The organism is Methylobacterium sp. J-076 (assembly GCF_022829405.1).
In the GTDB taxonomy this organism is placed as follows: domain Bacteria; phylum Pseudomonadota; class Alphaproteobacteria; order Rhizobiales; family Beijerinckiaceae; genus Methylobacterium.
In genome coordinates this window covers 54,621-73,377 of the sequence record NZ_JAKSXW010000074.1, presented here as the reverse complement: position 1 = coordinate 73,377, position 18,757 = coordinate 54,621, and the positions used below count along the sequence as shown (strand labels likewise).

18 protein-coding genes are annotated in these 18,757 nt (G+C 71.4%); 13 read left to right on the top strand and 5 right to left on the bottom strand.

Annotated elements, in window-relative coordinates:
* The first annotated feature begins 48 nt into the window (after positions 1-48).
* Positions 49-1,659 (top strand): putative bifunctional diguanylate cyclase/phosphodiesterase, encoded by a 1,611-nt coding sequence (locus MKK53_RS06290; protein ID WP_243927833.1) that lies wholly within the window; start codon positions 49-51, stop codon positions 1,657-1,659.
* Between the two features lie 10 nt (positions 1,660-1,669).
* Here the strand turns inward: MKK53_RS06290 and MKK53_RS06285 are convergent, their stop codons facing one another.
* Positions 1,670-1,939, bottom strand: a complete 270-nt coding sequence (locus MKK53_RS06285; protein WP_243927832.1) for a hypothetical protein — start codon at positions 1,937-1,939, stop codon at positions 1,670-1,672.
* Between the two features lie 249 nt (positions 1,940-2,188).
* Between MKK53_RS06285 and MKK53_RS25355 the strand changes: the two genes are divergently transcribed.
* The 8 genes from MKK53_RS25355 (at position 2,189) to prfB (ending at position 9,511) form a co-directional block, all read left to right on the top strand.
* On the top strand, positions 2,189-2,317 hold the full coding sequence (locus tag MKK53_RS25355; RefSeq protein ID WP_279598844.1) for a hypothetical protein: 129 nt from the start codon (positions 2,189-2,191) through the stop codon (positions 2,315-2,317).
* A gap of 185 nt (positions 2,318-2,502) precedes the next feature.
* Entirely contained in the window at positions 2,503-4,026 is a 1,524-nt protein-coding gene (locus MKK53_RS06280; RefSeq protein WP_243927831.1) for a UxaA family hydrolase, read from the top strand.
* Between the two features lie 805 nt (positions 4,027-4,831).
* Positions 4,832-5,440, top strand: coding sequence for an aminoacyl-tRNA hydrolase (gene pth, locus MKK53_RS06275; RefSeq protein ID WP_243927859.1), 609 nt, complete (start codon positions 4,832-4,834; stop codon positions 5,438-5,440).
* Positions 5,441-5,486: 46 nt separating this feature from the next.
* Positions 5,487-5,714 (top strand): hypothetical protein, encoded by a 228-nt coding sequence (locus MKK53_RS06270; protein ID WP_243927830.1) that lies wholly within the window; start codon positions 5,487-5,489, stop codon positions 5,712-5,714.
* On the top strand, positions 5,711-6,175 hold the full coding sequence (locus tag MKK53_RS06265; RefSeq protein WP_243927829.1) for a PIN domain-containing protein: 465 nt from the start codon (positions 5,711-5,713) through the stop codon (positions 6,173-6,175). Before MKK53_RS06270 ends, MKK53_RS06265 begins: the two co-directional genes overlap by 4 nt.
* 8 nt (positions 6,176-6,183) lie before the next feature.
* The gene (ychF, locus tag MKK53_RS06260) at positions 6,184-7,281 is read left to right on the top strand and encodes a redox-regulated ATPase YchF (RefSeq protein WP_243927828.1); all 1,098 of its coding nucleotides are present in this window, start codon (positions 6,184-6,186) and stop codon (positions 7,279-7,281) included.
* Positions 7,282-7,299: 18 nt separating this feature from the next.
* Positions 7,300-8,298, top strand: coding sequence for a MaoC family dehydratase (locus MKK53_RS06255; RefSeq protein ID WP_243927827.1), 999 nt, complete (start codon positions 7,300-7,302; stop codon positions 8,296-8,298).
* A gap of 84 nt (positions 8,299-8,382) precedes the next feature.
* Positions 8,383-9,511 (top strand): peptide chain release factor 2 gene (prfB, locus tag MKK53_RS06250; protein ID WP_243927826.1). Its coding sequence is split into 2 segments (ribosomal slippage): positions 8,383-8,451 and positions 8,453-9,511, totalling 1,128 coding nucleotides; the frame shifts between segments, so codons are not numbered across the junction.
* A gap of 118 nt (positions 9,512-9,629) precedes the next feature.
* On the opposite strand, the gene MKK53_RS06245 is transcribed toward prfB, so the two are convergent.
* Positions 9,630-11,072: a lipopolysaccharide biosynthesis protein gene (locus MKK53_RS06245; protein ID WP_243927825.1), complete on the bottom strand. Its 1,443-nt coding sequence runs from the start codon at positions 11,070-11,072 to the stop codon at positions 9,630-9,632.
* A gap of 360 nt (positions 11,073-11,432) precedes the next feature.
* Positions 11,433-11,945, bottom strand: coding sequence for a GNAT family N-acetyltransferase (locus MKK53_RS06240; protein WP_243927824.1), 513 nt, complete (start codon positions 11,943-11,945; stop codon positions 11,433-11,435).
* Between the two features lie 713 nt (positions 11,946-12,658).
* Between MKK53_RS06240 and MKK53_RS06235 the strand changes: the two genes are divergently transcribed.
* From MKK53_RS06235 to moaB, 3 genes are all read left to right on the top strand, one after another.
* The gene (locus tag MKK53_RS06235) at positions 12,659-13,825 is read left to right on the top strand and encodes a type III PLP-dependent enzyme (protein ID WP_243927823.1); all 1,167 of its coding nucleotides are present in this window, start codon (positions 12,659-12,661) and stop codon (positions 13,823-13,825) included.
* Between the two features lie 129 nt (positions 13,826-13,954).
* Entirely contained in the window at positions 13,955-14,500 is a 546-nt protein-coding gene (locus MKK53_RS06230) for a GNAT family N-acetyltransferase (RefSeq protein WP_243927822.1), read from the top strand.
* A gap of 268 nt (positions 14,501-14,768) precedes the next feature.
* Positions 14,769-15,311: a molybdenum cofactor biosynthesis protein B gene (gene moaB, locus MKK53_RS06225; RefSeq protein ID WP_243927821.1), complete on the top strand. Its 543-nt coding sequence runs from the start codon at positions 14,769-14,771 to the stop codon at positions 15,309-15,311.
* 122 nt (positions 15,312-15,433) lie between these two features.
* Here the strand turns inward: moaB and MKK53_RS06220 are convergent, their stop codons facing one another.
* On the bottom strand, positions 15,434-16,885 hold the full coding sequence (locus tag MKK53_RS06220) for an amino acid permease (protein WP_243927858.1): 1,452 nt from the start codon (positions 16,883-16,885) through the stop codon (positions 15,434-15,436).
* A 133-nt stretch (positions 16,886-17,018) separates the two neighbouring features.
* A complete protein-coding gene (locus MKK53_RS06215; RefSeq protein ID WP_243927820.1) occupies positions 17,019-17,528 on the bottom strand; it encodes a hypothetical protein in 510 nt (169 codons plus the stop codon).
* Between the two features lie 138 nt (positions 17,529-17,666).
* Between MKK53_RS06215 and MKK53_RS06210 the strand changes: the two genes are divergently transcribed.
* Positions 17,667-18,755: a PA0069 family radical SAM protein gene (locus tag MKK53_RS06210; protein ID WP_243927819.1), complete on the top strand. Its 1,089-nt coding sequence runs from the start codon at positions 17,667-17,669 to the stop codon at positions 18,753-18,755.
* Positions 18,756-18,757: the final 2 nt, after the last annotated feature.

Here is an 18,757-nt window from a genome sequence, read left to right as displayed (position 1 = left end):
ACACCTTAGGTGATCGGTGTTTTGATGCCGGCACGAAAGGCGGCCGGCATGACCAAGGCGACGATCAAGCAGTGGCAGAAGGGTGAGCTGTACGAGACGCTCTGCCTCCTGCTGATCGGGGCGGGCATCTGGTTCGTGGGCATCGCCCTCGGGTCGTTCGACGTCCTGCAGGACGTGGTCCAGGCCTACCGCCTCGGCGACTTCATGATCCTCGGCGCCTGCATGGGTGTCGCGATCTGCGGGGCGAGCATCCGCAAGTCCATCATGATGCGCCGCCTCATGCTGGAGCGGGACGCCGCCGCCGCCAACGCCGAGGCCATCGCCCGCCACGACGGGCTCACCGGCCTCGCCAACCGCCGCCGCTTCCTCGAAGAGGTCGAGCGGGTCCGCAAGCTGTCCCCGTCCGAGGCCTCGGCGGTGCTGCTCATCGACCTCGACCGCTTCAAGCCCGTCAACGACCTCTACGGCCACGCCGCCGGCAACGCGGTGCTGTGCGCCGTGGCCGAGCGCCTGACCTCCCTGCTGCCCCAGGGCGGCGTCGCCGCACGCCTGGGCGGCGACGAATTCGCCCTCCTCGTGCCCCTCAACCACGGCATCGAGGGCCTGACGCGCCTCGCCCAGGGCGTCATCGCGGCCATCGCCACGCCGATCGTCTGGAGCCAGAACGAACTCAAGGTCGGGGCGACGGTGGGCGTGGCGGCGGTGTCGGCGGACCAGGCGGACGCCGACGCGATCCTCCACGCGGCCGACCTCGCCATGTACCAGGGCAAGAAGGAGGGCCGGGGGACCTACCGCTTCTTCCGCAGCGCCATGGACGAGGAGCTCCGCGCCCGCGCCCGCCTGGAGGCGGAGCTGCGCACGGCGATCGAGCAGGGGGCGATCGAGCCCTTCTACCAGCCGGTGGTGGCCCTGCCGGACAAGGCGATCGTCGGCCTCGAGGTCCTGGCGCGCTGGCGCCACCCCGAGCGGGGTCTCGTCAGCCCCACCGAGTTCATCCCGGTGGCGGAGGAGACGGGGATGATCTCCGAACTCAGCTACAACCTGATCCGCCGGGCCTGCCTCGACGCCCGCGACTGGCCGCCCCACCTGATCCTGGCGGTGAACATCGCCCCGCACCAGTTCCAGGACGTGTGGCTCGCCGAGCGGATCCTGGCCATCCTCACCGAGACCGGCTTCCCGCCGGGCCGCCTGGAGGTGGAGATCACCGAGAGCGCGCTGATCCAGGACCTGGAGGCGACGCGGGCGACGCTCACCTCGCTGCAGCGGCTCGGCGTGCGCATCGCCCTCGACGATTTCGGCACGGGCTATTCGAGCCTGTACCACCTGCGCGAGCTGAAGTTCGACAAGCTCAAGATCGACCGGAGCTACGTCGATGCGATCACCATGAGCGACGAGCGCGCCAAGCTGGTCGATGCCATCATCAAGCTCGGCTCCAGCCTCGGCCTCGCCACCACCGCCGAGGGCATCGAGACCGATGCCAGCGTGGACTGGCTGTCGGACCAGGGCTGCGATTTCGGGCAGGGCTACCTGTTCGGGCGCGCCATGCCGAAACCCGAGATGGACGCCATCCTCGCCGGGCTCTTCGACGGCAAGCCGGCGCCCGACCCGCGCGAGGCCATCCCGGCCGAGGCCATCATCACCCTCGCCCGGGCCTCCTGACCCTTCTGCCTCAGCGGGCCTCGCTCACCCGGCGGGTCGACTTCTGCTCGCGCTTGTAGGCGGTGATCGCCGAGGCGCAGTCGGAGGACAGGTTCTTCATGTTGGCGCGGAAGCAGGCTTCCACCTCGGGGCCGCCGGGGGAGTAGGCGCTGCACAGCTCCATGTAGTCGCCGGTGCAGGCGCGCTTGAGCGCATCCCGCGCGGGCGACGACTCGGCGAGGGCCGCGGCGGGGGCCACGCCGACGGCGAGGGCCAGAACGGCCGCCAGGGTCTTGGACATCGGACTTCCTTTATCGCGTTCCGCCGCAGGGGCGGACCCCGGCGGCGGGGTGCGAATGCCCTCCGACGATGGCATGAGCGTGGCGCAACACTCGGCGGTTGTGCGAGCCGACCCATGCCCCGGCCGCGGCGCCGATCAGGTGCGTCGGCCGCAGGCTCCGGTGCCCGGACATCACAGTGTTGCCCCCTTTGAGGCGCTGAGTGACGTTCTGCGGTTCACTGTGGCCGCATAGCCACGGAGCCTGTCGCCGTGTTCAAGACCGTTCTCGCGATCCTGACCGTCCTCGCCGTCGTGGCCCTTGGCGCCCTGGTCAAGCTGCCGCTGCTGCCCTTCCGCATGATCCGCGACCTCCTGCGCCGCCAATCCGCCGCCGCCTGAGGCGCGACGGGGGCTTCCGGAGGGCCGCGCCCTCCGGCGAAGGGGCCGGGTCATCGCGCCGGCCGCTTGCGGGGCACGGCCCCGCCCGGGCAAAAGGCCGAGGACCTTTCGACACCGGTCTCGCCCCGAGACCGATCTTGCCCCGCAACCGCCCGGAGAGGCGGCGCGGGGCCGGGAGACGCCCGATGTCCCGCTATCCGACCATCACCCTGAACTCCGCCGACGGCGTCGCCATCGCCCGGACGGCGATCGAACCCGGCACCGCCGTCGCCGACGGCCTCGCGGCGGCCGAGCGCATCCCCGCCGGCCACAAGGTCGCCCTGCGCGGCCATGCCCCCGGCGAGCCGGTGCTGAAATACGGGCAGGTCATCGGCTTCGCCACGGCGCCCATCGCCCCGGGCCGGCATGTCCACACCCACAACCTCGGCATGGGCGACTTCGCCCGCGACTACGCGTTCGGGCGGGACGTGAGGCCGACGCGGTTCGTCTCGCCGGCGGCGACCTTCCCCGGCATCCGCCGGCCGGACGGCCGGGTGGCGACCCGCAACTACGTCGGCATCCTCACCTCCGTGAACTGCTCGGCCCATGTCGCCGGGCTGATCGCCGACGCGTTCAAGCGCCACCCGATCCTCGACCTCGACCCGCTGGCCGGCACCCCGAACGTCGACGGCGTCGTCGCCCTCACCCACAAGACCGGCTGCGGCATGGCCATGGGCGAGCCCCTGCGCCTCCTGCGGCGGACGCTGGCCGGCTACGCCCGGCACGCCAACTTCTCGCACATCGTGATGATCGGGCTCGGCTGCGAGGTGAACCAGATCGGCGCGTTCCTGGAGGAGCAGGGGCTGGGGGGCCGCGTCCGCACCATGAACATCCAGAGCATGGGGGGCACCCGGAAGACCGTCGAGGCCGGCATCGCCTTCGTGAAGGAGGTGCTGGCCGAGGCCGATTCCGTCCGCCGGGTGAGCGTGCCGGCCTCCGCGCTGACGGTGGCCCTGCAATGCGGCGGGTCGGACGGGTATTCGGGCATCTCGGCCAACCCGGCCCTCGGCTTCGCCAGCGACCTCGTGGTGGCCCATGGCGGCAGCGTGATCCTGTCCGAGACCACCGAGACCTACGGCGCCGAGCACCTGTTCACCCGCCGGGCCGAGAGCCCCGAGGTCGGCCAGCGCCTCGTGGACCTGATGCGCTGGTGGGAGGCCTACACCGCCAAGGAGGGGGCCGAGATCAACGCCAACCCCTCGCCCGGCAACAAGGCCGGCGGGCTCACGACGATCCTCGAGAAGTCGCTCGGCGCGATGGCCAAGGCCGGCAGCACCAACCTCGTGGACGTGGTGGGCTACGCCGAGCCGGTGACGCGGAAGGGCTTCACCTTCATGGACACCCCCGGCTACGACCCCGTGGCGGCCACCGGGCAGGTGGCGGGCGGGGCGAACCTCGTCTGCTTCACCACCGGGCGGGGCAGCGTGTTCGGCTGCAAGCCGGCCCCCTCGATCAAGATCGCCACCAACACCCCCATGTACCGGCGCCTCGAGGAGGACATGGACGTGAATTGCGGCACCATCGTCGACGGAGAGGAGACGGTGGCGCAGGCGGGCGCGCGGATCTTCGACCTGATCCTGCGGGTGGCCGGCGGCGCGCGCACCAAGAGCGAGGCGCTGGATTTCGGGGCGGACGAGTTCGCCCCCTGGCAGATCGGCGCGACGGTGTGACGTGGGTCTCGCGGCCGCGAGGTTTGGGTGTGTGATGGGCCGCGATGGGGGGATTTCGGCCGGTTTGCTTTCGATCGCGGAAGCATCGAAGCGGCCATCGCGTACGGCTAACTCACAACCCTCGGCGGGTTTTGAAAGCTGCCGCATGCATCGGATTGGCGCCTAGCGCTCAGGGTATGCAGCGCTTTGAGGAGGGTAGCTGGCTAGGTAACGGGCACGCTCCCAAAGATCGATACCATGGCCGTTGGGCAGCGTTGCAGCAATGGCCTTCGCTTCATCATCGCTCTTTGCCTGGATCGTAAGGCTCTCCCCCACGCTCCCATCCACCCCAAGGCTGAACGCCCGGTACAACCGCGATCCCGGAGCAGGCTCATCAATACTGGTTGGTGAGCCTGGCACGCGAAGAACGATCCAGTGCGGGCGGGACCAGGGATGATCGCCGCCTTGAATTGCAGGCGCCCACGCCAGCGGAGCGATGGGCTGAAGAGACACGCGCGCAGGCGCCGCCGGGACAGCCGGCGAGATCGGTTTTGCACAATCGACCATGAACTGCACTCCGTAAAAGTGCTCAGGTCTCGTTAGCCGCCCGAAACTCTACTTGAGGCGTCGGCATCGGTCTGAACGACTGCGTCGGGCCGAAAACGCACCGCCCGCCCGCACATCCGACCGCGGTCACCCGCGACCGGGCATGGCTGTCGGCGCCCCGTGCGATCTGCTATGCGCGGGCCTTTCCCGCCCTGCGCTCCCGATCCCGGTGAGCGCCCCACAGGAGGACGGGGCGGCCCGCGGGGCGCCCCGGGACGCGATGCGCCTGATCGTCGGCCTCGGCAATCCGGGCCCCCGCTACGCCGCCAACCGGCACAACATCGGCTTCCTCGCCGTGGACGAGATCGCCCGCGTCCACCGGGCCTCGCCGTTCCGGCGGCGGTTCCAGGGGGAGGCGGCGGAGGTGGTGCTGGGCAGTGAGCGCGCCATCCTGCTCAAGCCCCAGACCTTCATGAACGAATCGGGCCGCGCGGTCGCCGAGGCGCAGCGCTTCTACAAGATCGCGCTGGCCGACGTGATCGTCCTGCACGACGAACTCGACCTGCCTCCGGCCAAGCTCCGGGTGAAGCTGGGCGGCGGCAATGCCGGGCATAACGGCCTGCGCTCCATCACCGCCCAATGCGGCAACGCGTACCGCCGGGTGCGCCTCGGCATCGGCCACCCCGGCGACAAGGCGCTGGTCCACGCCTATGTGCTGAACGACTTCGGCAAGGCCGAGGCGCCCTGGGTCGAGGATCTGTGCCGGGCGGTGGCCGACCACGCCCCCGTCCTCGCGGCGGGGGAGGATGCGAGCTTCCAGAACAAGGTCCACCTCGCCATGGCCGGGCGCGGCTGGGACGAGGTGAAGCCGCTGGGCGCGAAAAATTGACATGAAAACACGGGGATACGATATCGAAGCGGACGGAGCCGGACCGATGAAGACCATCAGCGTGTGCTTGGACGACCTGCTGTTTCAACGGGTGCAGGCGGCGGCGGCTCGCGCGGGCAAGAGTCCGTCGGACTATCTGGCCGAGGCTGTCGAGCGGCATGTCGGCAATCCCGTCTCCCAGTCGGAGGCGCTGGCCCGGTTCCTCGCCGGGCCGCCCCTCCCGACCCTCGATGGTGACGGCCGCGCGCCCTCCCGCGACCAGCGTTACGAATGAGCGCGCCGCAGCCCGGCCATCCGCGCGTCTTCATCGACTCGAACGTCTTCCTCTACGCCCGCGACGAGCGCTTCCCGGAGAAGCAGGCCTGCGCCCGCCGGTGGCTCGAGGTCCTGGCCGCGCGGGAGGCGGCCGTGGTCAGTCCGCAGGTCCTCGGCGAGCTGCACAACACCCTGCTGCGTGGGAAAGTCCGCGTGCCGGCGGACGAGGTGCGGCGGACGACGCTGGCGATCGAACCATGGTCGCACGGCGCCACGGACCTTGAGCTTGTCGCGACCGCGTGGTCTCTGCGCGCTCAGACCGGCTTTCAGTGGTGGGATTGCGTGATCCTCGCCTCCGCGATTCGCGCGGAATGTCGCTTCCTCCTCTCGGAGGATTTTCAACACGGCCGTCAGGTCGAAGGCACTACGATCGTGGACCCCTTCCAGGCAGGTCCTGAAACGATCCTGGCAGATCATTAGGACGCGTCATGGGCTTCAAATGCGGCATCGTCGGCCTGCCGAACGTCGGCAAGTCGACCCTCTTCAACGCGCTGACACAGACGGCGGCGGCGCAGGCGGCCAACTACCCGTTCTGCACCATCGAGCCGAACGTGGGCGAGGTGGCGGTGCCGGATCCGCGGCTCGACGACCTCGTCCGCATCGCCTCCTCCAAGGAGAAGATCCCGACCCGGCTGACCTTCGTGGACATCGCCGGGCTGGTGCGCGGCGCCTCCAAGGGCGAGGGCCTGGGCAACCAGTTCCTGGCCAACATCCGCGAGGTCGATGCCATCGCCCACGTGGTACGCTGCTTCACCGACGGGGACGTGACCCACGTCGAGGGCAAGGTCGATCCGGCCGCCGACATCGAGACCATCGAGACCGAGCTGATGCTGGCCGACCTCGACAGCCTGGAGCGCCGGGCCGTCGCCCTGGAGAAGAAGGCCAAGGGCGCCGACAAGGAGGCGCGGGAGACCCTCGACCTCGTCAACCGCGCCCTGCCGCTGCTGCGCGAGGGCAAGCCCGCCCGTGTGGTGGAGCGCAAGGCCGACGAGGAGCGCCTGTTCCAGTCCCTCGGGCTGATGACCGCCAAGCCCGTGCTCTACGTCTGCAACGTGGACGAGGGCGATGCCGACAAGGGCAACGCCTACTCGGACGCCGTGTTCGCCCGCGCCAAGGAGGAGGGCGCCGTGGCGGTGGTGGTCTCGGCCAAGATCGAGAGCGAGATCGCCGTGATGGCCGAGGCGGACCAGGCGGAGTTCCTGGAGGCGGTGGGCCTCGCCGAGCCCGGCCTCAACCGGGTGATCCGCGCCGGCTACGACCTGCTCGGCCTCGTCACCTACTTCACCGTCGGCCCGAAGGAGGCCCGGGCCTGGACGATCACCAGGGGCACCCGCGCGCCGGGGGCCGCCGGGGTGATCCACTCGGATTTCGAGAAGGGCTTCATCCGCGCCGAGACCATCGCCTTCAAGGACTACACCGCGCTGAACGGCGAGGCCGGCGCGCGCGATGCCGGCAAGCTCAGGCTCGAAGGCAAGGAGTATGTTGTGCAGGATGGCGATGTGCTGCATTTCCGCTTCGCCAACTGATCTCCCGCCGGACGCCGGATGCCAGAACTGACCTTCGAGGACTTTTCCGCCGGCGACGTCCTCATCGGCGCGCCGCTGACGGTGGCCCGCGAGGACATCGTCGGCTTCGCGCGGGCCTTCGACTTCCAGCCCTTCCACCTAGACGAGGCGGCGGCGCAGGGCACCTTCGCCGGCCGGCTCATCGCCTCGGGCTGGCATACGGCGGCGTTGGGGATGCGCCTCCTGCAGGAGGGGCCGTTCCGGGGCGGTTCGTCCCTCGGGGCGCCGGGGATCGAGGAGCTGCGCTGGCTGGCTCCTGTCCTGCCGGGCGACACGTTGCGGGTGCGGCTGGAGATCACCAGCCTGCGGGATTCCGCCACCAAGCCCGGCCTCGGCTTCGTCGGCGCCCTGCTCGGCCTGGAGAACGGCCGGGGCGAGACGGTGCTGACCCAGCGATTCACCTTCATGCTCGCCCGCGCCGGCACCGAGCCGCTGCCGCCCCGCCCCGTCACCCTGGCCGCGCCGCAGCCCGCGCCCGAGCCCGACGACGCCGAGACGGTGCCGTTCCTGTGCGAGGCCGAGATCGGCGCCACCCGCGAGCTCGGGGCCTACACCTTCGATGCCGAGTCCATCCTCGCCTTCGCGCGGGCCTACGATCCGCAGGCCTTCCATCTGGACGACGCGGCGGCCCGGCGGACGCATTTCGGCGGGCTCTGCGCCTCGGGCTGGCACACGGCGGCGGGCTACATGAACCGCCTGCTCACCACCCGCGCCCGGGACGTGGCCTTCACCGCCGCCCGGGGGCCGGTGCCGGAGGCGGGGCCCTCGCCGGGCTTCCGCAACATGCGCTGGATCCGCCCGGTCTATGCCGGCGACACGGTGCGCTTCGCCACCCGGATCACCGACAAGCGCGCCTCGGGCTCGCGGCCGGGCTGGGGCCTCGTCTTCGCCCGCAACACCGGGGTCAACCAGCGCGGCGAGCCGGTCTTCGCCTTCGACAGCACGGTGTTCCACCAGTGGGCGCCGCCGGGGGCGTGACGGCGCCGGCCCCTCCGCCCATTTACACCGTGGGACGCCGCCGGTATCACCCCGGCCCTGACTTTCCTCTCTCCGAAACACCAGATGCGCGCCGAGATCGAGCAAGCCTCGGATGCCGCCAAGCAGTCTATAGGACTGCTGAGGAGGCATCTTTGACTGGGATACAGTCGACAAACGCCTCGCGGAGCTGAACGCCCGCTCCGAGGACCCTGACCTATGGAACGACGCCGAGGCGGCGCAGGCGGTGATGCGCGAGCGCCAGCAGCTCGACGAAGCCGTCCAGGCGATCCGCAAGCTCGAGCGCGACCTCGAGGACGGCGCCACGCTGATCGAGCTCGGCGAGATGGAGGGCGACGAGTCCTCGATCCGCGAGGGTGAGGCGACCATCGTCGCCGTCGAGAAGGAGGCCGCCAGCCGGCAGGTCGAGACCCTGCTCTCCGGCGAGGCCGACGGCTTCGACACCTATGTCGAGGTCCATGCCGGCGCGGGGGGCACCGAGAGCCAGGACTGGGCCAACATGCTCCAGCGCATGTATGCGCGCTGGGCCGAGCGGCGGAAGTACAAGGTCGACGTGGTCGAGTGGACCGACGGCGAGGAGGCCGGGATCAAGGGCGCGACGCTCCTGATCAAGGGCCACAACGCCTATGGTTGGCTCAAGACCGAGTCCGGCGTCCACCGCCTCGTGCGGATCTCGCCCTACGATTCGAACGCCCGGCGGCATACCAGCTTCGCCAGCGTCTGGGTCTATCCCGTGATCGATGACCGGATCGAGATCGAGATCAAGGAATCCGACTGCCGGATCGACACCTACCGCTCGTCGGGCGCCGGCGGCCAGCACGTCAACACCACCGATTCGGCTGTGCGCATCACCCACAACCCCACGGGGATCGTGGTGGCGTGCCAGCAGGAGCGCTCGCAGCACAAGAACCGGGCGACCGCCTGGAACATGCTCCGCGCCCGCCTCTACGAGGCCGAATTGAAGAAGCGGGAGGAGAAGGCCAGCGCCGAGGCCGCCGCCAAGACCGACATCGGCTGGGGCCACCAGATCCGGTCCTACGTGCTCCAGCCGTACCAGCTGGTGAAGGACCTGCGCACGGGCACCCAATCGACGGACCCGGACGAGGTGCTCGACGGCGCCATCGACCCGTTCATGGAGGCCTCCCTCGCCCAGCGCGTCTACGGCGGCGCCGAGGGCGTCGAGGACATCGACTAGACCCGCAACGGGCACTCCTCCCCCTTGTGGGGAGGAGTGGGAGGTGGGGGGCGTTCAGGGGGGCAGCGCGCCCGCGCCGTCTCCGGCACCTCCCCCTCGGCCCAGCCGACCGGAAGGGCTACTCCGCCGCCACCGCCCCGGACGGCCGCAGGCGGGCCATGACCTGCCCGCGCAGGCCGGCGATGTCGAAGAGCCAGACCAGCGCCCCGTAGACCGCCATCCCCACCGGCACGAGCACGGCCAGGGCCGGGGCGGGCGGCAGGGCGCGGAACGGCGCCAGCGCGAGGCCCATCGCACCGCAGGCGAGCGCCGCCGCGCCGATCTGGCCCCAGGGCAGCACCAGCCGGTCCGCCCCGGTGAGCGCCCGCCCGCCGAGCCAGAGGCAGGCCCCCGCCAGCCCGAGGGTCTGCGCCAGGGCCACCCCGATCCCCCCGAAGGCGGGCGGCAGCACGACGAGCCCGATGCCGTTGAGCCCGAGCCCGACCAGCGCGGCGGCGATCACCGGCAGGGTGCGGCGGCGGATCTGGAAGGCGGGGTTCACCGCGTAGAACATCATCGCGAGGCAGAACAGGCCCGGCAGCAGGGCGAGGCTGTAGGTCTCGAACGGCCCGCGATACGCCTCCGGCACCACCAGGGCCTGGAGGGCGGGCAGCACCGCCCAGAACCCCACCGCGCAGGGGGCCAGCAGGGCGAAGACGGTGGCCGCGTTCTGCCCCACCTGCGCCTCCGCCGCCGCCCGGCCGCGGTGCTCCTCGGCATGGACGGCGATCTGGAACAGCAGCAGGTCGAGGGCGGTGCCGAGCGTCATCAGCGCGCGGGAGGTGACGTCGGCGGCGAGCGCGAAATAGCCGGCCTCGGTGAAGCCGGCGTTGGCGGCCACCGCGCCGCGGTTGACGAAGGAGAGCAGCTGGTAGGCGGTGGTGGCCGCGATCAGCGGCAGGCCGTAGCGGGCGAAGACGCCCCAGGTGGCCGGGAGCCGCGCCCGCTCGAAGGACGAGGCCGGATCGCGCAGGGGGTGGCGCAGCACCACCACGGCGAGGAGCTGGCTCGCCCCCGCCGCCGCCAGCACCCAGGCGGGCTGCGGCAGGAACCACGCGGCCCCCGCCATCATCACGAAGGCCAGGACGTTCTTCACGGCGACGAGGCCGAGATACAGCCGGCCGTCGAACCGGGCCCGGGCCAGGGCGGCGTGATAGTCGAACACCCCGATGCCGAGGGCCGCGAGGCCGGTGCCGCACAGCACCGCCTCCCGCCCGTCGGCCCCCTCGCCGAAGCCGAACCCACCGCAGAGCGCGGCGGCGGCGGCGAGCAGGATCCCTAGGCGCCAGTAGGCCCGGTCGAGGCCGTGGCGGATCCAAGGCTCGTCCATGCGGACACGGCCCGAATAGAACCGCGTCGCCGACAGGCGCAGCCACTCGAACAGCACGGTGTTGAGGACGATGGCCCCCGTCGTCGCCAGGGCGAAGCGGCCGAAATCCGCCGGGCCGAGCAGCTTGGCGATCAGCAGGCCGAGGACGAAGTTCAGCCCCGCATTGATGATGAAGGCGGCGATGACAGCCAAAACGGACGACTCGTGCGGTGCGACAAGCGCGATGACGGTATCGCGGGCGCCGTAAGAATCCCCTAATCGGGCGTCGTCATGGCGGGTGCCGGCCGAACGTCAGTCTCGTCCCACCCGCCACCTCGTCATCGGGGGACCGACCGGAAACCGGGTGTCGTCCCGCCGCGCGGTCGCCGCCTCTCCCCCTCGCCCCGCCTGCGGGGCGAGGGGGGCCCGCGCCTTGTTCGGCGAGGTCCATACTCCCGGGAATGAAGGCACCTGTCCGGCCTGACGCACAGGATGGGAGCGGGGCTGCGAGCCGGTGGGTCGCGGCCCCCCGCCACGAGGGGGAAGAACGGAACGGGGGGCGCTCACACGGCGTCAGGGTCGCCCTTCCGTTGCGGGCTCCTGCAGCAGCCGCTCGTAGCGCCACGCCTCCATCCCGTCCTCGTAGTAATCCGGCCGTACCGCGAAGCGGGTGTAGCCCCGGCGCTCGTAGAGGCGGATGCCGGCGCCGTTATCGGCCCGGACTTCCAGGCGCAGGCGCTCGCAGCCCTGGCTGCGGGCCGTCTCCTCCGCCGCATCGAGGAGCCGCCCGCCGAGGCCCAGCCCCCCGCGGTTCGGGTCTACGGCGATCGAGGCGAGGCGGGCGATGCGGCTGGCGCGGCGGCGCTCCAGCACCGCCGCGCCGACGAGGAGGTCGCCCTCGATCAGCGCCACCACCACGTCCATCGTGCCGGAGCGAATCGCGTGGCGGATGGCCCGGCGCTCGGCCCGGTCGGTGGCGAAGGCGGCGTGTTCCAGGGCGACCAGGGCGTCGAGGTCGCCCAGGGTCGCAGGGCGCAGGACCGGGATGGGCCGAGCGGGGTGCGGATCGCGGAGAGGCGCGTTCACGCCGCAGCCCGCCATCGTCTCGATTTCGGTTCTGTCGGTCCTGCCATCGCCCGTCCGTCGGATCCGCCCGCCGCAGGGCAATGCCCCGAACCCGGGCGCTTGGGAAGGGCGCCCGCACCCGGAGCCGTCGGCACCTGCGGCAAGAGAGCCACACCGGGGGATGGGCGGGTTGTATTTCGAGGAGAGCGCGCAATCCGGTCTTGCTGTCCGGGGCGTCTGCCCCTATGTCCGCCCTGCCCAATTTCGCACGTGCCTGTGGCCGCGTGTCGGTTGGTGGGCATCCGGCCAACTGCCGGACAGCCGCCAGGGGTCTTAGGATCGATGGTCGTGGGGGTGGATCCCCTGCTTCCGGCAATCCAGGTGGTGACACCGGACCCCGACAACAACCGGCAGCCGGAGGCGAAACCGGCGAACCCCGCTCTCCACGGGGGACGCAGCTTAAAGCAACGACGAACGGGCTTTTTTGGTCTCGCCGCCCCTCCAAAGGGCGGCACCGAAGAGGCTTGTTTCTCTTTGCCCGGCGTGCGGTGGGGGTCCCCCCTTCCAATCCACGGCAGCTTCCGGGTGCTCTGCGCCCGCCGGACCGGTGCGTCTCCACAGCACGCCGGACCCGCGCGACGCATCGCCCCCTGACGCCGGCGGCCCGCGAAGCCGCCTGATTTCGACATCGCGCCCCGTGCGAGGGCGCTCTCGAACCGTGGTGGGAGCCGACCATGACCGACCGGATCCGCGACTTCCTGCGCGCGCGCCGCGACCTCGGCCGCGACGAGGGCCCCGTGATGGTCCTCGACCTCGACGTCGTGCGTGACAACTACACCGCCTTCGCCCGCTCCCTGCCGGACACCCGCGTGTTCTATGCGGTGAAGGCGAACCCGGCCCCCGAGGTGCTGGGCCTGCTGGCCGAGATGGGCTCGTGCTTCGATACGGCCTCGGTGGCCGAGATCGAGATGGTGCTGGCCGCCGGCGCCACGCCGGAGCGGATCTCCTTCGGCAACACCATCAAGAAGGAGCGCTGCATCGGCCGCGCCCTGGCCCACGGCATCCGCCTGTTCGCGGTGGATTGCGAGGCCGAGGTGGAGAAGATCGCCCGCGCCGCCACGGCGGCGGGCCTGGAGGCCGGCGCGGTGCAGGTGTTCTGCCGCATCCTGTGCGACGGCGCCGGGGCCGACTGGCCGCTCTCGCGCAAGTTCGGCTGCGTGCCGGAGATGGCGACCGACGTGCTGGAGCACGCCCACCGCCAGGGCCTGTCCGCCTACGGCGTGTCGTTCCACGTCGGCTCGCAGCAGGGCAACACCGAGGCGTGGGACGGGGCGCTGGCCTCGGCCGCGGCGGTCTTCCGCGAATGTGCCGAGCGGGGCATCTTCCTGTCGATGGTGAACCTCGGCGGCGGCTTCCCCACCCAATACCTGAAGGCCGTCCCGGGCGTGGAGAGCTACGGCGACGCGATCTTCCGGGCGCTCACCAAGCACTTCGGCAACCGCATCCCCGAGACGATCATCGAGCCGGGCCGGGGCATGGTCGGCAATGCCGGGATGATCGAGGCCGAGGTGGTGCTGGTCTCGAAGAAGTCGGCGGAGGAGGACGAGGTGCGCTGGGTCTACCTCGACATCGGCAAGTTCGGCGGGCTGGCCGAGACGATGGACGAGGCGATCCGCTACCCGATCCGCACCCGCCACGACGGCGAGCGGACCGAGCCCTGCGTGATCGCCGGCCCCACCTGCGATTCGGTGGACGTGCTCTACGAGCGCCAGCACTACCCGCTGCCGGTCTCGCTCTCCATCGGCGACAAGGTGCTGATCGAGGGAACGGGCGCCTACACCACGACGTATGCGGCCGTCGCCTTCAACGGCTTCCCGCCGCTTCAGCAGATCGTGATCTGATCGTCCTCGAAACTCCGGGCCCGTTCAGGGTTCGGTGATCACACTCCCCGAGAAAGCCGGACGGGTGGCCGCAGGGCCACCCGCGAGGATTGTCGCTGCTCCCGCTTCTGGCCCTGGGAGGGCACGGCTTTGATCGAGATCCGCACCGAATTCCCCCATGACGTCCCGGCGCGCGAGCGCCTGCTGGACGCGTGCTTTCCCGGCAACCGCCGGGCCAAGACCTCCGAGCGCCTCCGCGAGGGGCGTCTGCCGGCGCGCGGGCTGGCCTTCGCCGCCAGCCGGGGCGGGCGCCTCGTGGGCACCCTGCGCCTGTGGCACGTCGAGGCCGGCGAGGGCCGCCCGGCGCTGCTGCTCGGGCCGCTCGCCGTCGATCCGGCGATCCAGGGCCAGGGGTTGGGCTCGGTGCTGATGCAGGCCGCCATCGGCCGGGCGGAGGCGCTGGGCCACGGGGCGATCCTGCTGATGGGCGATGCGCCCTACTACGCCCGCTTCGGCTTCCGGGGCGATCTGGCCGCCGGCCTCGCCATGCCCGGCCCGTTCGAGCGCGACCGGTTCCTCGGGCTGGAGCTGCGGGCCGGCGCCCTGGCGGGGGCGGAGGGCGTGCTGCGGGCGACCGGCCTGCCGGAGCCGCTGGTGGCCGCCGCCGGTGCCGGCGCGCGACGACGCGCCGCGTAAGGGATAAGCCGGGGGGGATCGGTGCGGCCTATGCCGACGACCGGTCCTCCCCGCCCCCTCATCCTGAGGTGCCGACGCGGAGCGGTGGCCTCGAAGGAGGGCTCCAGGGATCGCGGCGCGGTCTGGAGCCCCCTCTTCGAGGCCCGCTGACGCGGGCACCTCAGGATGAGGTGGGAGGGCGGGGTTACTTCCGAGGAGGGGAGGGCCGGTCGCGTTTGCCCGCAAGAACACCATATCCCCCGGCATCACCGGGAGACCCCTTCACGCCATGGCCGACGACCCGCATGCCCGCCGCTTCATTCCCCTCGGGATCGCGGTGCTCACCGTCTCCGACACCCGCACGCCGGAGGACGACCGCTCGGGGGATACCCTCGTCGGGCGCCTGACCGAGGCGGGGCACCGCCTCGCCGGCCGGGGGATCGTGCCGGACGACGTGGCCGCGATTCGCGCCCGGGTGGAGGGCTGGCTCGGCGATCCCGCGGTGGACGTGGTGCTCACCACCGGCGGCACCGGCTTCACCGGCCGGGACGTGACGCCCGAGGCGCTGGAGCCCCTGTTCGAGAAGCGCATGGACGGCTTCTCGGCGGTGTTCCACCGGATCTCCTACGACAAGATCGGCACCTCGACGCTCCAGTCCCGGGCCACCGCCGGGGTCGCGAAGGCGACCTACGTCTTCGTGCTGCCGGGCTCGCCCGGCGCCTGCCGGGACGCCTGGGACGGCATCCTGGCCCAGCAGCTCGACTACCGCCACCGGCCCTGCAACTTCGTGGAGATCATGCCCCGGCTGGACGAGCACCTGCGGCGGGGGTGACCCCACCGTTTCCGTCATTGCGAGCGGCGCGACGCAATCCAGCGGCTCTGCCTCAACCGGACAAGTCGCGCCCCGGATCGCGTCGGCTCCGCCTCGCCATGACGGCGGAGCCGGGGGGGCGGTTACGCCGTCGTCCCGTTGCGCTGGCGCAGCACCGAGTGCTTCCGCCCGTAGAAGAAGTAGATCACCAGGCCGACCGCCATCCAGATCACGAGGCGCAGCCACGTGTCGAGGGGCAGGCCCGCCATCAGCAGCAGGCAGAACAGGATGCCGAGGATCGGCACGAGCGGCACCGCGGGCGCGCGGAACGGGCGCTTCATCCCCTTCTCCGACCGCCGCAGGTGGATCACCGCCCCGCAGACGAGGCAGAAGGCGGCGAGCGTCCCGATGCTCACCATCTCGCCGAGGATGGTGATCGGCACCAGGGCCGCCACCACGGCGACGCAGGCGCCGATCAGCGCCTGGCTGCGGTAGGGCGTCTGGTAGGTCGGGTGGACGTGGGCGAACAGCTTCGGCAGCAGCCCGTCGCTGGCCATGGTGTAGAAGATCCGGCTCTGGCCGTAGAGCAGCACCAGGATCACCGTCGTCAGCCCGGTGAGGGCGCCGAGCTTGATGAGCGCCCCGAACCAGCCGATGCCGATCACGTCGACGCCCTTGGCGATGGGGTCGGGGACGTTCAGCTCCTTGAAGGGCACGAGGCCGGTGAGCACCGCCGCCACCAGCACGTAGAGGATCGTGCAGACCGCCAGCGAGCCGAGGATGCCGATGGGCATGTCCTTCTGCGGGCGCTTGGCCTCCTGCGCCGCCGTCGAGACCGCGTCGAAGCCGATGAAGGCGAAGAACACCACCCCCGCCCCGCGCAGGATGCCGCTGTAGCCGTAATGGCCGAAGGTGCCGTCGTTCGGCGGGATCAGCGGGGTCCAGTTCGCGCTGGTGGTGTAGCGCCAGCCGAGCCCGATGAAGGCCAGCACCACCGCGAGCTTGATGGCCACCATCACGTTGTTGAGCTTGGCCGATTCCTTGGTGCCGCGCATCAGCAGCAGGGTCAGGGCTGCCACGATCACCATCGCGGGCAGGTTGAACAGGGCGGTGCCGCCGCCCTCGATCGCCGTCCCCGGCGCGTGGGTGAACTGGGCCGGGATGACGATGCCGACATCCTTGAGGATGCTCGTGACGTAGCCCGACCAGCCGACCGCCACCGTGGCCGCGCCCATGGCGTATTCGAGGATCAGGTCCCAGCCGATCAGCCACGCGAAGAACTCGCCGAGCGTGGCGTAGGTGTAGGTGTAGCTCGATCCGGCCACCGGGATCAGCGCCGCCAGCTCGGAATAGCACAGGCCGACGAAGGCGCAGGCGATGCCGCCCAGCACGAAGGAGAGCATGATGCCCGGCCCCGCATATTGCGCGGCGGCGGTGCCGGTGAGCACGAAGATGCCCGCGCCGATGATGGCGCCGATGCCCATGGCCATGATCGAGAACGGCCCGAGGGTCCGGGACAGGGTCTGGGATTCGGCCTCCCCGCCCGAGACGATGTCGTCGACCGACTTGCGCGCCATCAGGCCGGAGGCATCCATCGGCATGGTCCCATCGTCTCCGCCGGGGCGGCGGGCTCTCGTTGCCGGCAACTGAGCAATTTTCCGGCCGTTGCGCCAGGGATTCGAGCGCGAATGGCGCAGGATCGGCGCGGGGCCGGCCCACTTGTGTCGCTCACGGGCGGTCGATTCGCCCGTTCAGGGTGCGGACCCGCAGCCGCTGTCCCGGCCCCGCGGCGAGGTCGGCCCGGCGCACCACGTCCCCGGCCCGGGCGGCGCGGGCGCCGACCACGCCCTCCATGCCCGCCAGGAGGCGGGTGCGCAGGGACGCCCCCCGGTGCAGGCGGCCGATCCCGATCTCCGCCTTCGCCGTGCCGACGAACCGGTCGAGGGTGCGGATCCAGCCCTCCGCGGGCACGTCGCCGGCCTCCAGGCACAGGATCCAGTCGCGCCGGGCCACGGCGGCCCCCGTGGCGAACGGGTTGCCCCCCCGATGCGGGACGAGGACGGCGCCGGTCGCCTCCGCGACGGCCGCCACGGCGGAGACCTGCCCCGGCACGACGATGATCGCATCGCCCACGAGTCCGCCGGCCACGCCGGAGACGAGCACGCTGAGCGTGTCGGCCAGCCGGTCGATCGCGTCCGGATCGGCCGGATCGGCCAAGTAGGTCACGGCGGAGAGCATGCGCGCGCATAGCCGATTTTGCGCGGGCGTAAACGGCCCCTCCCGCCCTCCGGCGGCTCCCCGGTTCCGTTTGCCCGCATTTTCCGCAGACCTGTCCGCGTGTTCGTGTTACGTTCGCCCCAGGGAGGCCGAACGCCCATGCGCCACGACACGCTGCGCCTGCCGGCGAGCACGGCCCCGTCCGAGGCCCGAAGGGGCCGGGGCGCCACCGCCAACCCGACCGGCCGCTACGAAGCCGCCCGCCGCGAGACCTTCGCGGACGGGTGGGAGCCCGACGCGCCGGCCCCCCTGCGCACCGAGGTCCGGCCCGAGCGCACGGCCTCGGTGATCGCCCGCAACACCTCGCCCGATATCCCGTTCGACCGCTCCCTCAACCCGTACCGGGGCTGCGAGCACGGCTGCATCTACTGCTACGCGCGGCCGACCCACGCCTATCTCGGCCTCTCGCCGGGCCTCGATTTCGAATCGCGGCTGTTCACCAAGCCGGAGGCGGCGCAGGTGCTGGCGCGGGAGCTGGCGGCCCCCGGCTACCGGCCGGAGACGATCGCGCTCGGCACCGCCACCGACCCGTACCAGCCCATCGAGCGGGAGCACCGCCTGACCCGGGCGGTGCTGAAGGTGCTGGCCGATGCGCGCCATCCGGTGGGGATCACCACCAAGTCCGACCTGGTCCTGCGGGATCTCGACCTGCTGGCGCCGATGGCCGAGCGGAACCTCGTTCTCGTCGCGATCTCGCTGCCGACCCTCGACCCGCGCCTGTCCCGGCACCTCGACCCCCGCGCCCCCCGCCCCGACCGCCGGCTCGCCGCCATGCGGGCCCTGTCGGCGGCGGGGGTGCCGGTGATGGTCAACGTCTCGCCGGTCATCCCCGGCCTCACCGACCACGAGGTCGAGGCGTTGCTGGAGGCCGCCCGCGCCCACGGGGCGAGCCGGATCGGCCACGCCCTGCTGCGCCTGCCCGGGGAGGTGAAGGACCTCGTGGCCGACTGGTTCACCGAGCACTACCCCGAGCGCAAGGAGCGGGCCTTCGCCCTGCTGCGGCAATCCCGCGGGGGGCGGGAGAACGATTCGCGCTTCGGCCACCGGTTCCGGGGCGAGGGACCCTATGCCGAGATGATCGGCCAGCGGGTGCGCCTCGCCGGGCGGCGGCTCGGCTACACGTTCGGGCGCATGGCCCTGAACACGCAGGAGTTCCGCCCGCCGGGGGCGCAGCTCGCCCTGTTCTGAGC

Bases quoted from the DNA above. Each gene is read 5' to 3' on its own strand.
- MKK53_RS06285 (WP_243927832.1), bottom strand. From the start codon at position 1,939: ATGTCCAAGACCCTGGCGGCCGTTCTGGCCCTCGCCGTCGGCGTGGCC.
- MKK53_RS06280 (WP_243927831.1), top strand. From the start codon at position 2,503: ATGTCCCGCTATCCGACCATCACCCTGAACTCCGCCGACGGCGTCGCC.
- MKK53_RS06290 (WP_243927833.1), top strand. From the start codon at position 49: ATGACCAAGGCGACGATCAAGCAGTGGCAGAAGGGTGAGCTGTACGAG.
- MKK53_RS06235 (WP_243927823.1), top strand. From the start codon at position 12,659: ATGACCGACCGGATCCGCGACTTCCTGCGCGCGCGCCGCGACCTCGGC.
- MKK53_RS06265 (WP_243927829.1), top strand. From the start codon at position 5,711: ATGAGCGCGCCGCAGCCCGGCCATCCGCGCGTCTTCATCGACTCGAAC.
- MKK53_RS06215 (WP_243927820.1), bottom strand. From the start codon at position 17,528: ATGCTCTCCGCCGTGACCTACTTGGCCGATCCGGCCGATCCGGACGCG.
- pth (WP_243927859.1), top strand. From the start codon at position 4,832: ATGCGCCTGATCGTCGGCCTCGGCAATCCGGGCCCCCGCTACGCCGCC.
- MKK53_RS06220 (WP_243927858.1), bottom strand. From the start codon at position 16,885: ATGGATGCCTCCGGCCTGATGGCGCGCAAGTCGGTCGACGACATCGTC.
- MKK53_RS06255 (WP_243927827.1), top strand. From the start codon at position 7,300: ATGCCAGAACTGACCTTCGAGGACTTTTCCGCCGGCGACGTCCTCATC.
- MKK53_RS06210 (WP_243927819.1), top strand. From the start codon at position 17,667: ATGCGCCACGACACGCTGCGCCTGCCGGCGAGCACGGCCCCGTCCGAG.
- ychF (WP_243927828.1), top strand. From the start codon at position 6,184: ATGGGCTTCAAATGCGGCATCGTCGGCCTGCCGAACGTCGGCAAGTCG.
- MKK53_RS06270 (WP_243927830.1), top strand. From the start codon at position 5,487: ATGAAGACCATCAGCGTGTGCTTGGACGACCTGCTGTTTCAACGGGTG.
- moaB (WP_243927821.1), top strand. From the start codon at position 14,769: ATGGCCGACGACCCGCATGCCCGCCGCTTCATTCCCCTCGGGATCGCG.